The sequence below is a fragment of the Muricoccus nepalensis genome (genome assembly GCF_006438825.1).
Lineage (GTDB): Bacteria > Pseudomonadota > Alphaproteobacteria > Acetobacterales > Acetobacteraceae > Roseomonas > Roseomonas nepalensis.
The window spans coordinates 200202-213799 of record NZ_RCZP01000001.1; the positions used below are offsets into that span (position 1 = coordinate 200202).

Consider the following 13598-nt stretch of genomic DNA (forward strand, 5'->3'; position numbering starts at 1 on the left):
CCGGGGCGGGATGGTGGCACATCCGGGCGGGAGAGGGGCAGTTTTCGTCGCCCGCCGCCGGCGGCCACCGCCTTGGGCAGGGGGCCGCGCCGGGTCAGCCGTCCGCCAGGCCGAGCTCCTCCTGCACGAGGCTCACCCAATAGGCGGAGCCCAGCGCCAGCGCCGCGTCGTTGAAGTCGTAGTGCGGCGTGTGGACGTTGTGGAAGCTGCCGTCGGGGTTCATCCCGTTGCCGATCCGCATGAAGGCGCCGGGCTTCTCCTGCAGCATGAAGGCGAAGTCCTCGCCGCCCGTGCTCATGGGGACGTCGCCCACCCGTCCCTCGCCCACCAGCGCCGCCGCCGCGGCCCGCGCGACGGGCACCTTCTCCGCGGCGTTCACGGTCGGCGGGCAGAGGGGCTCGTAGAAGGATTCCGCCGTGCAGCCATGGGCCTCGGCGAGCGAGCGGGCCAGCTCCTCCAGCCGCCGCCGGATGACCGCCTGCGCCTCCGGGCGGAAGAAGCGCGCCGTGCCGCGCACGACGACCTCGGACGGCATGACGTTGGGCGAGTTGAAGGCGCCGCCCGACACGTGGCCGACGCTGACCGCCGCCGGCTCGGTCGGGTGCAGGTTCCGCGGCAGGATGGTGTGGACGGCGAGGAGGAAATGGCCGAGCGCCACCGTCACGTCGGTCGCCAGGTGCGGCGCGGCGCCGCCGTGCCCGCCGGTGCCGCGGAAGGTGACCCCCCAGAAGTCCGCCCCCGCCAGGATCGGCCCGGCGCGCGTCGCGAACTCGCCCACGGGGATGCCGGGCGAGTTGTGCAGGCCGTAGACGGCGTCAACGGGAAAGCGCTCGAAGAGCCCGTCCCGCAGCATCGCCTTCGCGCCCGTCGCGGCCTCCTCGGCCGGCTGGAAGATGAACTGGACCGTGCCTGCGAAGTCCCGGTGCTGGGCGAGGTAGCGCGCCGCGCCGAGCAGCATCGCGGTGTGGCCGTCATGCCCGCAGGCGTGCATCTTGCCGGGAACGGTCGAGCGGTGGTCGAAGCCGTTCGCCTCCTCGATGAACAGCGCGTCCATGTCGGCGCGCAGCCCGATGGCGCGCTGGCCCGGGCGACGCCCCTGCAAGGTGCCGACCACCCCGGTGACGCCGACCTTCTCGGTCACGTCCAGCCCCCATTCCCGCAGCTTGCCCGCGACCAGCGCCGCCGTGCGGACCTCCTCGAAGCGGGTCTCGGGGTGCCGGTGGATGTCGCGCCGGATGGCGATCAGCTCCTCCGCGTAGCCTTCGATTTCCGTAAGAACTGCATCGCGCGGCATGGATGATGGACCCCTCGGGAAGCGGCGTGGCGGCCGGGGAGGCTGCTTGCGCCATCCCGTCCGGTCAAGGCGGCCGGCGCCGGCGGCTTCACGGGCGGCTTCACGGGCGGCTGGTCCCGGCGCCCCCTTCCCGGCAGGATCGCCGGGGACGCCGGAGGGAGAGGACGGGATGAGCCATCGAACGGGCCGCCGCGCCGCCTTGCTTGCCCTTCCGGCGCTGGCCGGCTGCGCCGCGCCGCTGCCGCCGGTCGAGGGGACGGGCACGGGGGCGGAGGCCGAGGCCCTCCTCGCCCGCAGCGCCGCGGCGCACGGGCTGCCGGCGCTCGGCGCGGCCCGCGACCTCGCCGTCCGCTACGAGGGCGAGTGGCCCGGGCTGATCGACCGCCTGCAGCCCGCGCTCGTCGACAAGGGCTTCCGCGGCGGCTCGGAGGAGCGGCTCCTCCTCCGGGCGGGGATCGTCGCCCAGCAGCACAGCGGGCCGGCCGGCCGGAAGGCGGTCGTCCGGCGCGCGGAGGCCACGGGCCCGGGGGAGGTCCGCGTCTGGTTCAACGGGGAGGAGGCGCGGGACGCGGAGCGGCGGGCGGCGGCGGCGCTGGTCGTGGACGGCTACAGCCTCTTCCTGCTCGGCCCGATGCACCTCGCGCGGCTGCGCGCCGGCGGCCGACCGATGCGGCTCGCCCTGGCCGGGGACGAGCGCGTGTCCGTAGACGGAGTGGCCCACGACTGCCAGGTCCTCCGCGCCCGCCTCGCGCCCGGCCTCGGCTTCTCGGAGGCGGAGGAGCTTGCCCTGTTCATCGACCGCGCCGAGGGGCTGATGCGCCGCGTGCGCTTCTCGCTCAATGGGCTGGAATCCACGCGGGGCGCCGTCGCCGAGGTGGACTGCTCCGGGCACTTGGCGCGCGACGGGATCCGCTGGCCCACCCGCTTCCACGAAAGGCTCCTCCGGCCCCTGCCGCTGCCGGTGCACGACTGGCGCCTGACGGGCCTCGACCTCGACCGCGGGGTCGAAGCCGGGGAGGTCGGCGGCCCCGCCTTCCTCGGCCGCGCCGCCCGGCCGGCGGCGCCCCTGGGCTGACGCCGCCTAGGCGCCGCCGGCGGGGCGGATCGCGACGGCGAGGTCGGCGCCCCCGAAGCGGAGCGGCAGGGCGAGCCCGTCGCGGCCAGCCGTGGCGGAAACCCGCCCCGCCTCCTGTCCCGCCGCCGTGTCCCAGAGAACGGCCTCGTAGGCGCCGGGCGCGAGGCCGGGAACGGTCAGCCCGACCGCGCTCTCCCCGCCGGTCGCCGCGCGCCGGAGCGCCCGGCCGCGGAAGGCCGTCGCCTCGCCGAGGACGGGCCGCAGGAGCCAGACGACCGCCTGGCGCGCGTCGGCGCAGCCGAAGACGTGGACCGGGGTGCCCTCGGCCCGGATCTCCTCGCTCAGGTTGCGGCGTCGGAACCGCGGCCAGTCCACCAGCGGGAGGAAGCGCGAGAGGCCCGCCTGCGCCTGCCGCATTCCGGGGCTGAGGACATGCGGGTGGCGGTTGGGCCAGCGCATGCCCCCGCCCGCCCCGCCCGAGGCGAGATGCGCCCACTGGATGTGCCGGAAGTACTCGTCGTCGAAGGGCTCCGGCAGGGTCGCGTGGCGGTCCTTGAAGCTGTGGATCGGGCCGTGCTCGGAATCGAGGAAGGGGCGGAGGTCCGCGATGCGCGACAGCGCGTCCCGCGTCAGCCGCCCGACGCTGACGGCGGGTGCCACGGTGTCCGCGGGGTGGTCGATCGTGCCGCTCTCGTAGAAATGGCTGCTCGCGAAGTCGAGACGCGGGTGGCGGAAGATCGGCTCCGCGATGGCCGGGCTCGCCAGCAGCTCGGGGCCGAAGACGGAGACGCATTGCGGGTGCGCGCGCCCGTGCAGGCCTGTCTCCAGGTCGCGCAGGAAGGGGCCGACGTCGTCGATGAAGGCAGCGAAGGCGCCGTGGTCGTTCTCCGCCTGGGCGGGGTGCATCTCGTTCCAGAGGTCCCAGGCGAAGACCACCCCGCTGCCGCCCCATCGCCGCGTGGCGAAGGCGAGCCGCGCCTTCACGGCCTCCCGCGCGGCGGGGCAGGTGAGGAGGCGCGTGCGCGCCGAGCAGGGACCGCCATTGGCGGCGTTGTAGGGATGGTGCCGCCAGCGGATCCAGGTGAAGAAGGTGTCGAAGGGCGTGAGGAGGACGCGCAGGCCGAGGCGCGCGCAGAGCCCCAGCAGGTCGTCCCAGAGCCGCACCATGGCCGGGACGAAGCGGCCCACCGGCCGCTCGAGGAAGCGATGGTTGCCCTGCGCGTACTCGAGCATCAGGCGCAGGCAGGTCACGCCGCTGTCGCGCAGGTGCCGCAGATGGGCCTCGACCGCCGGCAGGTCGCGGCGGCGGTAGAGCCCCTCGAGCTCGGGCCAGGTGATCGCGTCGTTCTGCCCCACGGGGGTCCAGGGGTCGCCGTCGGCGGTGACGAAGTAGGGCGCGCCGGGCGCGCGCCGGATCCAGGGCAGGTCGCTCAACATGGTCCTTCCGGGTGGGACCGGCCGTGAATTCGGCGGGGGTGGGGTGAACGCGGGCGCGCCGGTCGCGTTCCCAGCCGCGAGGCGCGCGCGGCGGCCTCCGGAGGACATGGCTTGAGCATCGGCCTGCTGGCGATCCTGGACGACCTCGCGGCCCTGACGAAGGTGGCCGCCGCCTCCCTCGACGATGTCGTCGGGCAGGCGGCCAAGGCCGGGACCAAGGCGGTCGGCGTGGTGGTGGACGACGCGGCGGTCACCCCGCGTTACGTCGTCGGCTTCGCCGCGTCGCGGGAACTGCCCGTCGTCGGCCGGATCGCGCTCGGCTCCCTCCGGAACAAGCTCCTGTTCCTCCTGCCGGGCTTCCTCCTGCTGAGCATCATGGCGCCCTGGAGCATGACGCCGCTGCTCATGCTCGGCGGCACCTATCTCTGCTTCGAGGGCGCGGAGAAGGTCCTGCACGCCCTGCGGCCACCGCACTTGCCCTCGGCGGCGGCGGCCGCCGCCCCGGCCGACCCCGCCGCGCTGGAGGAGCGGCGGGTGGCCAGCGCCATCCGCACGGACTTCATCCTCTCCGCCGAGATCATGGCCCTCACCCTCGCCTCGCTCGAGCCCGGGCCGGTGCTCACGCGCGCGCTCGTCCTCGCCATCGTGGGCACGGGGCTGACCGTGCTTGTCTATGGCGCGGTCGCCCTCATCGTGAAGGCGGACGACGCCGGCGTCGCGCTGGCGCGCAACGCCCGCCCGGCCTCGACGCGGCTCGGCCTGCGCGCCGCGCCGGGCGGGGCGCCGACCGCGGCGGACCGCGGGCTCGTCCGGCTGACCCGTCCGCTCGGCCGCGGCCTCGTGCGGGGCATGCCGCCCTTCCTGCGCGTGCTCGGCGTCGTCGGCACCGCGGCCATGCTCTGGGTCGGCGGCGGGATCGTGCTGCACGGGCTGGAGGCCTTCGGCGTCGCCGCGCCCGCGCACCTCGTGCAGCACCTGGCGGAGCGCGCGGCAGAGGCGCTTCCGTCCCTGGCTGGTGCCGCCGGATGGAGCACGGGCGCCGCGCTCTCCGGCCTGGCCGGCCTGGGGGTCGGCCTGGCGGTGATCCCGCTCGCCTCCTTGGTCCTCGCCCCGCTGGTCCGCGCGGCCGCGGCGCTGCTGCCGGGCGGGCGCAAGCAGAGCGCCTGAGGACGCCCGAAGCGCGCCCCTCGCCGGAGAGGCAAAGGGGCGCGCGGTGGCGCCGGCGTCACTCGGGGCCCGAAAGCCGCCGCCCTCGTCCTGCTGCAGTTATCGCTTGATTGCGAAAATACCCCCGGGTGCCCAGTATGGCGCCGCGAATCCGGCCGCCCGGCCGGAGCGGAAGGGGGACCGGCCATGACGCTGCGATGGGGAATCGGGCGGGTTGCCCTCGGCGCGGCGGTCGCGGCGGGCACCGCCCTCGTGGCGCCGGCGGCCATGGCGGCGCCCTTCAGCAGCCTCACCGTCTTCGGCGACAGCCTGACCGACACCGGCAACGCGCAGCTCGGCGCCCAGGCGCTCGGCCTGCCGAGCCCCACCCCGGCGGCGATCGGCTACGCGGACGGCCGCTTCTCGAACGGGCCGGTCTGGGTGGACACCCTCAGCGAGCGGATCGGCACCGGGGCCGTGGTGCCGCGGCTGGCGGGTGGCACGAACTACTCGGTCGGCGGCGCGCGCGCGGTCACCAACGCCGATGCCTCGCCCGACCTCGCCGCGCAGATCGGCGCCTTCGCCGGCGACATCGCCTTCACCGGCAAGCCCGCCGACCCGACCGGGCTCTACGTCCTCAACATCGGCGGCAACGACGCGCGCTCCATCCGCGCGGCGAACCTCGACGCGCCCGACCCCTTCGCCGTGGCGGCCGCCGTCGCGGCCGGGGTCTCCGCCCTCAACCAGCTCGGCGCGCGCAGCATCCTGGTCGCGGGGATTCCCGATGTCGGCCTCCAGCCCGAAGCGAACGGCGGGGAGGCCGCCGGGCAGGCGATTTCCGTGCTGCTGAACACCGCGCTCGGCGGCGCGCTCGACCAGCTCAGCCTCCTGCCGGGCAGCAGCCTGTATCGGCTGGACTTCCTCGGCCTGACCGACGCCATCGCGGCCAACCCGGCCTCCTTTGGCTTCACGCAGTCCATCGACACGCCCTGCCTCGCCGCGCCCGGCGCTGCGCCGGCCTGCGCGGGCTTCCTCTTCTTCGACGCCATCCACCCGACCACCGCGGCGCACCAGCTCATCGGGGCCGCGGCCGGAAGCCTCGTCAGCGTGCCCGAGCCGGCCTCGGTCGCGCTGTTCGGCCTCGGGCTGCTGGCGCTGGCGGGATGCCGGCGCCGCGCGGCCTGACGCGACGCCGGGCCGTCACGCCACCGGCGGCAGCCGGTCGAGCAGCTTGTCGAGGGTGATCGGGTAGTCGCGGACGCGGATTCCGGTCGCGTTGTGGATCGCGTTCGCCACCGCCGCGCCCACGCCGCAGAGCCCGAGCTCGCCCACGCCCTTCGCCTTCATCGGCGAGGAGATCGGGTCCGCCTCGTCGAGGAAAACGACCTCCTGGTGCGGGATGTCGGCGTGCACCGGCACCTCGTAGCTGGCGAGGTCGTGGTTCACGAAGAAGCCGAGCCGCTTGTCGACGGAGAGCTCCTCCGTGAGCGCGGCGCCGACGCCCATCGTCATTGCGCCGATCACCTGGCTGCGCGCCGACTTCGGGTTGAGGATGCGCCCCGCCGCGCAGACGGCCAGCATCCGCCGCACCCGCGTCTCGCCCGTGAAGGCGTCCACGCCGACCTCGACGAAATGCCCGGCGAAGGTGGATTGCTGGTAGCGCTTGGCGAGGTCGCCGTACTCGATCAGGTCCTCCGCCACGAGCCCGCCCTCGCCGGCGGCCTGGCCGAGCGGCGCGCGCCGGTTGCCCGCCCTCACCTCGCCCTCCGCGAAGACCGCGTCCGCCGAGTTGAAGCCGAGCTTCTGCGCCACGGCCTCGCGCAGCTTCATGCAGGCGGCGAAGACGCCCGCGGTCGAGTTGTTCGCGCCCCATTGCCCGCCCGAGCCGGCGGAAGCCGGGAAGTCGGAATCACCGAGGCGCACGACCACCTTTTCGATGGGCAGGCCCATCGTCTCCGCGGCGGTCTGCGCGATGATGGTGTAGCTGCCCGTCCCGATATCCGTCATGTCGGTCTCGACCGTCACGACGCCCTCGCGGTCGAGCCGCACGCGCGCGGCGGACTTCGTCAGCATGTTGTTGCGGAAGCCCGCGGCCATGCCCATGCCGACAAGCCAGTTGCCCTCGCGCCGCTCGCCGGGGCGCGCGTTGCGCCGGTTCCAGCCGAAGCGCTCCGCTCCCTGGCGCAGGCACTGGACGAGCTGGCGCTGCGAAAACGGCCGCTCCGGGTGCTCGGGATCGACCTGGGTGTCGTTGAGGACGCGGAACTCGACGGGGTCGAGGCCGAGCTTCTCCGCCATCTCGTCCATGGCGATCTCGAGCGCCATCAGCCCCGGCGCCTCGCCCGGTGCGCGCATGGCGTTGCCCTCGGGCAGGTCGAGCTCGGCGAGGCGAAGGGAGGTCAGGCGGTTCGCGCCGGCGTAGAGCAGCTTCGTCTGCTGCACCGCCGTCTCCGGCTTGCCGTCCTTGAGGTTGCCCGAGGTGCTCTCGTGCGCGATGGCGGTGATCCGCCCGTCGCGCCCCGCGCCGACGCGGATGCGCTGGATCGTGGCCGGGCGGTGCGTCGTGTTGTTCGCGACCTGCGGGCGGGTGAGGGCCACCTTCACCGGCCGCCCCGCGGCCCGCGCCGCCAGCGCGGCCATTACCGCGTCCGCCCGGAGGAAGAGCTTGCCGCCGAAGCCGCCGCCCACGAAGGGGGAATCCAGCCGCACGTTCGCGGCGGGGATGCCGAGAGTCTTCGCCAGGTCCCGCTTGCCCCAGGCGATCATCTGGTTCGAGGTCCAGATCGTGACCTTCTCGCCCTCCCAGGCCGCGATGGAGGCGTGCGGCTCCATCGCCGCGTGGCTCTCGTCGGGCGTGGTGTAGGTGGCGTCGAGCCGCACGGGGGCGGCCGCGAAGGCGGCCTCGAAGTCGCCGACGCGGTCCTCCGCCGGGGCGCCGCTGCCCTCCTCGCTGTCGCCGGACGAGAGCGGCGCGTCCTTCGCCGCGGCCGCGAGGTCGAAGCGTCCGGGCTCGGGCGCGTAGCTCACGCGGATCATCGCCGCGGCGTCGCGCGCCTGCTCGAAGGTCTCGGCGACCGCCACGGCGATCGCCTGGTGGTAGTGATGGACCTCCGCGCCCCCGAAGAGGAGGGCGACGTTCGTCTGGCCTTTCGCGAGGGGGGGCATGTCGAGCGTCGTGACGATGGCGACCACGCCCGGCGCCGCCTTTGCCGCCGCCGTGTCCATGGAGACGATCCGCCCCTTGGCGATGCCGGCGCCGAGGACGTGGCCATAGGCTTGGTTGGGCGCGGCGTCATGGCGCTCATAGGCGTAGGGCGCCGTGCCCGTGGTCTTGCGCGGCCCGTCGATGCGGTCGATCGGCTTGCCGACCACGCGCATCTGGTCGATCGGGTTGCGGGTGGCGGGGGTGTCGAACTTCATGGCTCAGCCCTTCGCCTCGGCGAGCACGGCGGCGAGCGCCCGCTCGGCCAGCTTCACCTTGAACGCGTTCTCATGGGTCGGGCGGGCGCCCTCCAGGATCGCCGCCATGGCGGGCCCGGCGCCCCGCGGCAGCTCGCCCTCGGCCGCCTCCACGCGCCACGGCTTGTGCGCCACGCCGCCGAGCGCCACGCGCCCCGTGCCGTCCCGCTGCACCACCGCCGCGACGGAGACGAGGGCGAAGGCGTAGGAGGCGCGGTCGCGCACCTTGCGGTAGAACTGGCGCCCGCCGGCCGGCGGCGGCAGCGTCACGGCGGTGATGAACTCGCCGGCCTCCAGCGCCGTCTCAATGTGCGGGGTGTCGCCGGGCAGGCGGTGGAAGGCGGCGACGGGGATCGCACGCTCCGTGCCGTCCGGCCGCACCGTCTCCACCACCGCGTCCAGCGCGCGCATCGCGACCGCCATGTCGCTCGGGTGGGTCGCGATGCAGGCCTCGCTGGCGCCGATCACCGCCAGCCCGCGCGTTGAGCCGCCGATCGCCGAGCACCCGCTGCCGGGCTGGCGTTTGTTGCAGGCGGTGTTGGTGTCGTAGAAATAGGGGCAGCGCGTGCGCTGGAGCAGGTTGCCCGCGGTCGTCGCCTTGTTGCGGAGCTGCCCGGTGGCGCCCGCGAGGAGCGCGCGCGAGAGAACGCCGTAGTCGCGCCGCACCCGCTCGTCCGCCGCAAGGTCGGTGTTGCGCACCAGGGCGCCAATCCGCAGCCCGCCCTCGGGCGCCGCCTCGATGCGGTCGAGCCCGAGGCCGTTCACGTCGATGAGGTGCGCGGGCGTCTCGATCTGCAGCTTCATCAGGTCGAGCAAGTTCGTTCCGCCCGCGATGAAGCGGGCGCCGGGCCGCTGCGCCGCCGCCGCGGCCTCGGCCGGGCTCCGCGCGCGCTCGTAGGTGAAGGGCCTCATGCCTGTCTCCCCGCGACCTCGGTGATCGCCTCCACGATGTTCGAGTAGGCGCCGCAGCGGCAGATGTTGCCGCTCATGCGCTCGCGGATCTCGTCCGCCGTGAGCTGCGGCGCCGCCGTCAGGTCGGCGCTCACATGGCTCGGCACGCCCGCCTTGATCTCGGCGAGCATCGCGACGGAGGCGCAGATCTGGCCGGGGGTGCAGTAGCCGCACTGGTAGCCGTCATGCTTCACGAAGGCGGCCTGCATCGGGTGCAGGTCGCCGGGCTTGCCCAGCCCCTCGATCGTCGTGACCTCGTCGCCCTCGTGCATGACGGCGAGCGTCAGGCAGGAGTAGATCCGGCGCCCGTCGACCATCACCGTGCAGGCGCCGCACTGGCCGTGGTCGCAGCCCTTCTTGCTGCCCGTCAGGTGAAGGTGCTCGCGGAGCGTGTCGAGCAAGGTGGTGCGCGCGTCGAGCTCGAGCGCGTGGCGCTGCCCGTTCACCACCAGCGAGACCTTCTCCATCGCCGGTGCCGACGCCGGCGGGCTGGCCGCCGCGCCGGTCTGCGCCTGGGCCGCGGGAGGGCCGCCCGTGGCCGCCGCGGCGGCGGCGGTCACGATCGCCAGTCCCCGCCGGGACAGCTGGAACTCCTTGCCTTCCTGCATGATCGTCTCTCATCCTTCATCGCCCACGACCGGCCGCGGCGCGCCCGCGCCGGTCCGCCCGGCGCGATCGCACCCGCGCCAGGCCGCGGTGTCGTCGGGGTGAGAACGCCCCGTGGCCGGGAAGGTGACCGGCCGGGGCCCGAAAATGAAGTTCCGGTAAGGTGACGAACGGCCGCGCGCGGCGACGAGGGTCGCTGCGCCGGTTGTGGGCTAAGGATTGAAGGACGCGCGGCGGGTCGGCGTCCGGCGTTGGGTGTGCCCGGTAAAGGGGATGGTTGCGCCCGCGGCGTCAGCGGCCTTGCGACGTCGACGGGCCGTCTGGCGGCCAAACCGGCCCCGCGCATGGGGCGCGGGGACGCCCTGCCGGACGCCGTCCGCTAGCGCGCCGCCCCTCAGGCGGCGATGGCGAGGGTCCCGGCGCCGGGGCTCGTCATCTCCGCCGCCGGTGCCTCGAGTTCCAGCGCGTCGATCCCGTTCCCGGTGCCCGGGTCGAAGCGGCTGGCGACCTCCACCCCGCGCTTCGCGTCGAGGCCGACCGCCATCACGGCCAGCGCGTACTCGCGGCCCGACCCGATGGCGGTGAACCCGTCCTCCACCGGCCACTTGCCGTCCCGCCCGTGCAGCCAGCAGCGGCCGTCCGGCGTGACCTCGAGCGCCGTGCACCAGCGCTCCGAGCCCTGCCCGTCCGGGCGGGGGCCGCCCTTGTCGAGCCAATCCATGACCGCGCAGGCCACGTACCAGTCGCCCGTGGCGCCCAGGAGGCGCCCGTCGGCGGTTCGGCGGATCTTGGTGGAACTGTAGGTGGTGGTGCCGACGCTGACCCTGCGGTCCCCCACGAGAGTCTTGCCGTCCCAAGCGATGGTGGTCATCCAACCCGCCCCAAACCGATCAGACTTCACTTTTTAGTGATCAATCGACCTTGGGGCAAGAACAACAGGGAACCGACGCGAATAGATTTCCATTCGCAACGAAATATCAGCCTGCGAGCCAGCCACCGTCGACCGGCAGCTCGATGCCGGTCGTGAAGCCGGCGGCGTCGCCCGCGAGGTAGAGCGCCGCGTCCGCCACCTCCTTGGCCTGGCCGAGCCGCCCCAGCGGGTGGCGGCTCCGGGAGCGCTCGCGCGCCTCCGCCGGATCCGCGGCGCGCCCGAAGCCACGGCGCAGCAGGGGCGTGTCGATCGCGCCCGGCAGCAGCGCGTTCACGCGCACCCCGTCCGGCGCGGAGTCGAGCGCCATCGTCCTCGTCATCGCGAGGATGCCGCCCTTCGCCGTGACGTAGGCAATGTTGTTCCGCCCGCCCGCCCGCGCGAGCTGCGAAGCAACGGTGATGATGCTGCCGGAGCCCCGCGCCCGCATGCCCGGCAGGACGGCGCGGGCCCAGAGCCAGGTGCCGTCGAGATGCACGCGGAGCACGGCGCGCCAGTCCTCAGGGCTCGTCGTCAGCGCGGTGCCGCCGGTGGAGAAGCCGGCGGCCGTCATCAGCACGTCGATGCGCCCCCAGGCGTCGAGCGCGGCCCCCGCGTCCGCCTCCGCCGCGCCGGGCTCGCCCACGTCCGAGACGCGCGCGATGGCGTCGTGCCCCTCCCCCCGCAACCGGGCCGAGAGCGACGCCAGCGACTCCTCGTCGCGGTCCACGAGGAGAAGGCGGGCGCCGTTGCGCGCGAAGAGGAGCGCCGTCGCCGCCCCGATGCCGGAGGCCGCGCCGGTGATGGCGGCGACCTTGCCCTGGAGCCTCATGCGGACCTCGGCGCCGCAATCAAGCGGGGGCGCACCGGGAACGGTGGCGAGGGTCTGTTCGGCATAGCATCGGTTCCCCCTGGCCTCCGCATTTTCTTTGCGGGGTGGCGCCGCGATTCGTAACATGCGCTCCCTACGCTGGGGTCGGGAGGTCCACGCAATGCTGGGCTCTAAGCTCGCTGGCCGGGCGCTCGCGCCCTTCCTCCTCGCCCTCGCTGGCTGCGCCAACCTGCCGGAATACCGGCCGGCCGGCGAACTCGCCTTCGCCGAGCAGAACTGGAGCCCCGCGCAGCGGGGCTGGTTCTATCACACCTCCCAGGGCACGCGGCTCATGCCCATGGCCTGGTTCCTGGCGCTCGAGCAGCCGGAGCTCAGCCTGACGGGCGCCCCGCGCTTCGCGGCGCCCGAGTACCTCGCGCGCTTCGGCTTCCTGCCCGACCCGCCCTCCGCCGCGAACCCCCAGGGCCTTCCCGTCGGCTTCGCGCCCGACGACCGCTTCCCGGGCGAGGACGGGCAGGCCCGCGAGGTGATCGTCGGCCTCACCTGCGCCGCCTGCCACACCGGCCAGATCGAGCGGAATGGCCGCGCGCTCCGCGTCGACGGCGGGCCCGCCATGACGGACACGGCCGCCTTCCAGCGGCAGCTCGGCGTCGCCCTGTTCCTCACGCAGCAGTCCGAGCCGCGCTTCGGCCGCTTCGCCGCGGCGGTGCTCGGCGCGGAGGACGGGACCGCCGCGCGCGAGCGGCTGAAGGCACGGCTGGACCGGGCCATCGCGGCCGGCCAGGACGAGACCGGCCAGGCCCGGGAGGCGCGGCTCTACCCCGTCGCCGAGGGCTTCGGGCGGCTCGACGCGCTCGGGCGCGGCGGGAACTTCGTGTTCGGCACGGTGCTCAACGACCGGCGCAACTTCGCCGTGGCGGACGCACCCGTCAGCTACCCGGCCCTCTGGGACGCGCCCTGGTTCGACTGGGTGCAGTACAACGGCGCCATCCGCCAGCCGATGGGGCGCAACGTCGCGGAGGCGATGGGCGTGCGCGCCGGCACGAAGCTGTCCGGCCCGCCGGAGGAGCTTTACCGCTCCACCGTCCGGATCGAGAACATCCACGCCATGGAGGTCCTGCTCGCCGGGCCCGCCCCGGGCGCGGGGCTGCGCCCTCCCGCCTGGCCCGAGGACCTGCTCGGCCCGATCGACCGCGCGGCGGCAGGCCGCGGGGAGGTCCTCTACCGCAATCTCTGCGCCGGCTGCCACGAAGGCCGCTGGGAGAGCGCGGCCGACCTGCCGGGCGAGCCGCCGCGGCGCGAGCTTCGCCTCACCATGGTCCCGCTGGAGCGCATCGGCACGGACCCGAAGGCCGCCACGAACTTCATCCGCCGCCGCGCCTACCCGGAGGCGGGGTCCACGGCGCAGATCTCGGCGGCCGAGGGCCTGCAGCGCGTCACCACCGGCGTCATCGGGGCCTGGTACGCCCAGAACGGCATCCCCGAGGCGCGGCGCCGCGAGATGGACGGCTACCGCGTCAACGAGTGGCGCGCCCCGGCGGCCTACCGCGCCCGCCCGCTCAACGGCGTCTGGGCCACGGCGCCCTATCTCCACAACGGGTCGGTGCCGACGCTCTACCAGTTGCTCCTGCCGGCCGAGCGGCGCGACGCTGCCTTCTTCGTCGGCAGCCGGCAGTTCAACCCGCGCGAGGTCGGCTTCGAGACCCGCCCCTTCGAGGGCGGCTTCCGCTTCGACACCGCCATCCCCGGCAACTCGAACCGCGGCCACGAATTCCGGGACGGCCCGCGCGGCAACGGCACCATCGGTCCCGCCCTGGGCGAGGACCAGCGGCGCGACCTCGTGGAGTTCCTCAAGACGCTCTGACCCCGCGGCGGCGGGGCCGCCGGGTGC

Annotated in this window: 11 protein-coding genes; 4 read left to right on the top strand and 7 right to left on the bottom strand. The window is 74.4% G+C overall.

The features are described 5' to 3' along the window. Positions 1-94: 94 nt before the first annotated feature. A complete protein-coding gene (locus tag EAH89_RS00840; protein WP_140880870.1) occupies positions 95-1294 on the bottom strand; it encodes a M20 aminoacylase family protein in 1200 nt (399 codons plus the stop codon). 169 nt (positions 1295-1463) lie between these two features. Here EAH89_RS00840 and EAH89_RS00845 point away from each other — a divergent pair, with 169 nt between their 5' ends. After that, positions 1464-2369 carry a hypothetical protein gene (locus tag EAH89_RS00845; RefSeq protein ID WP_140880871.1) on the top strand — a complete coding sequence of 302 codons (906 nt, stop codon included), beginning with the start codon at positions 1464-1466 and terminating at the stop codon, positions 2367-2369. Between the two features lie 6 nt (positions 2370-2375). On the opposite strand, the gene EAH89_RS00850 is transcribed toward EAH89_RS00845, so the two are convergent. Beyond that, positions 2376-3803, bottom strand: coding sequence for a glycoside hydrolase 5 family protein (locus EAH89_RS00850; RefSeq protein WP_194152288.1), 1428 nt, complete (start codon positions 3801-3803; stop codon positions 2376-2378). 114 nt (positions 3804-3917) lie between these two features. Between EAH89_RS00850 and EAH89_RS00855 the strand changes: the two genes are divergently transcribed. Next, positions 3918-4973, top strand: coding sequence for a DUF808 domain-containing protein (locus tag EAH89_RS00855; RefSeq protein ID WP_140880872.1), 1056 nt, complete (start codon positions 3918-3920; stop codon positions 4971-4973). A 186-nt stretch (positions 4974-5159) separates the two neighbouring features. After that, positions 5160-6137, top strand: a complete 978-nt coding sequence (locus EAH89_RS00860; RefSeq protein ID WP_140880873.1) for an SGNH/GDSL hydrolase family protein — start codon at positions 5160-5162, stop codon at positions 6135-6137. Positions 6138-6152: 15 nt separating this feature from the next. On the opposite strand, the gene paoC is transcribed toward EAH89_RS00860, so the two are convergent. From paoC to EAH89_RS00885, 5 genes are all read right to left on the bottom strand, one after another. Then, positions 6153-8372 (bottom strand): aldehyde oxidoreductase molybdenum-binding subunit PaoC, encoded by a 2220-nt coding sequence (gene paoC / locus EAH89_RS00865; protein WP_140880874.1) that lies wholly within the window; start codon positions 8370-8372, stop codon positions 6153-6155. Positions 8373-8375: 3 nt separating this feature from the next. Then, positions 8376-9323 carry an FAD binding domain-containing protein gene (locus tag EAH89_RS00870; protein ID WP_140880875.1) on the bottom strand — a complete coding sequence of 316 codons (948 nt, stop codon included), beginning with the start codon at positions 9321-9323 and terminating at the stop codon, positions 8376-8378. Further along, entirely contained in the window at positions 9320-9970 is a 651-nt protein-coding gene (gene paoA, locus EAH89_RS00875; protein WP_140880876.1) for an aldehyde dehydrogenase iron-sulfur subunit PaoA, read from the bottom strand. Before paoA ends, EAH89_RS00870 begins: the two co-directional genes overlap by 4 nt. 392 nt (positions 9971-10362) lie before the next feature. After that, the gene (locus tag EAH89_RS00880) at positions 10363-10839 is read right to left on the bottom strand and encodes a hypothetical protein (protein ID WP_140880877.1); all 477 of its coding nucleotides are present in this window, start codon (positions 10837-10839) and stop codon (positions 10363-10365) included. Between the two features lie 106 nt (positions 10840-10945). Further along, positions 10946-11707, bottom strand: a complete 762-nt coding sequence (locus EAH89_RS00885) for an SDR family oxidoreductase (protein WP_140880878.1) — start codon at positions 11705-11707, stop codon at positions 10946-10948. Positions 11708-11867: 160 nt separating this feature from the next. Here EAH89_RS00885 and EAH89_RS00890 point away from each other — a divergent pair, with 160 nt between their 5' ends. Next, on the top strand, positions 11868-13571 hold the full coding sequence (locus tag EAH89_RS00890) for a di-heme-cytochrome C peroxidase (protein ID WP_140880879.1): 1704 nt from the start codon (positions 11868-11870) through the stop codon (positions 13569-13571). The last annotated feature ends 27 nt before the right edge of the window (positions 13572-13598 follow it).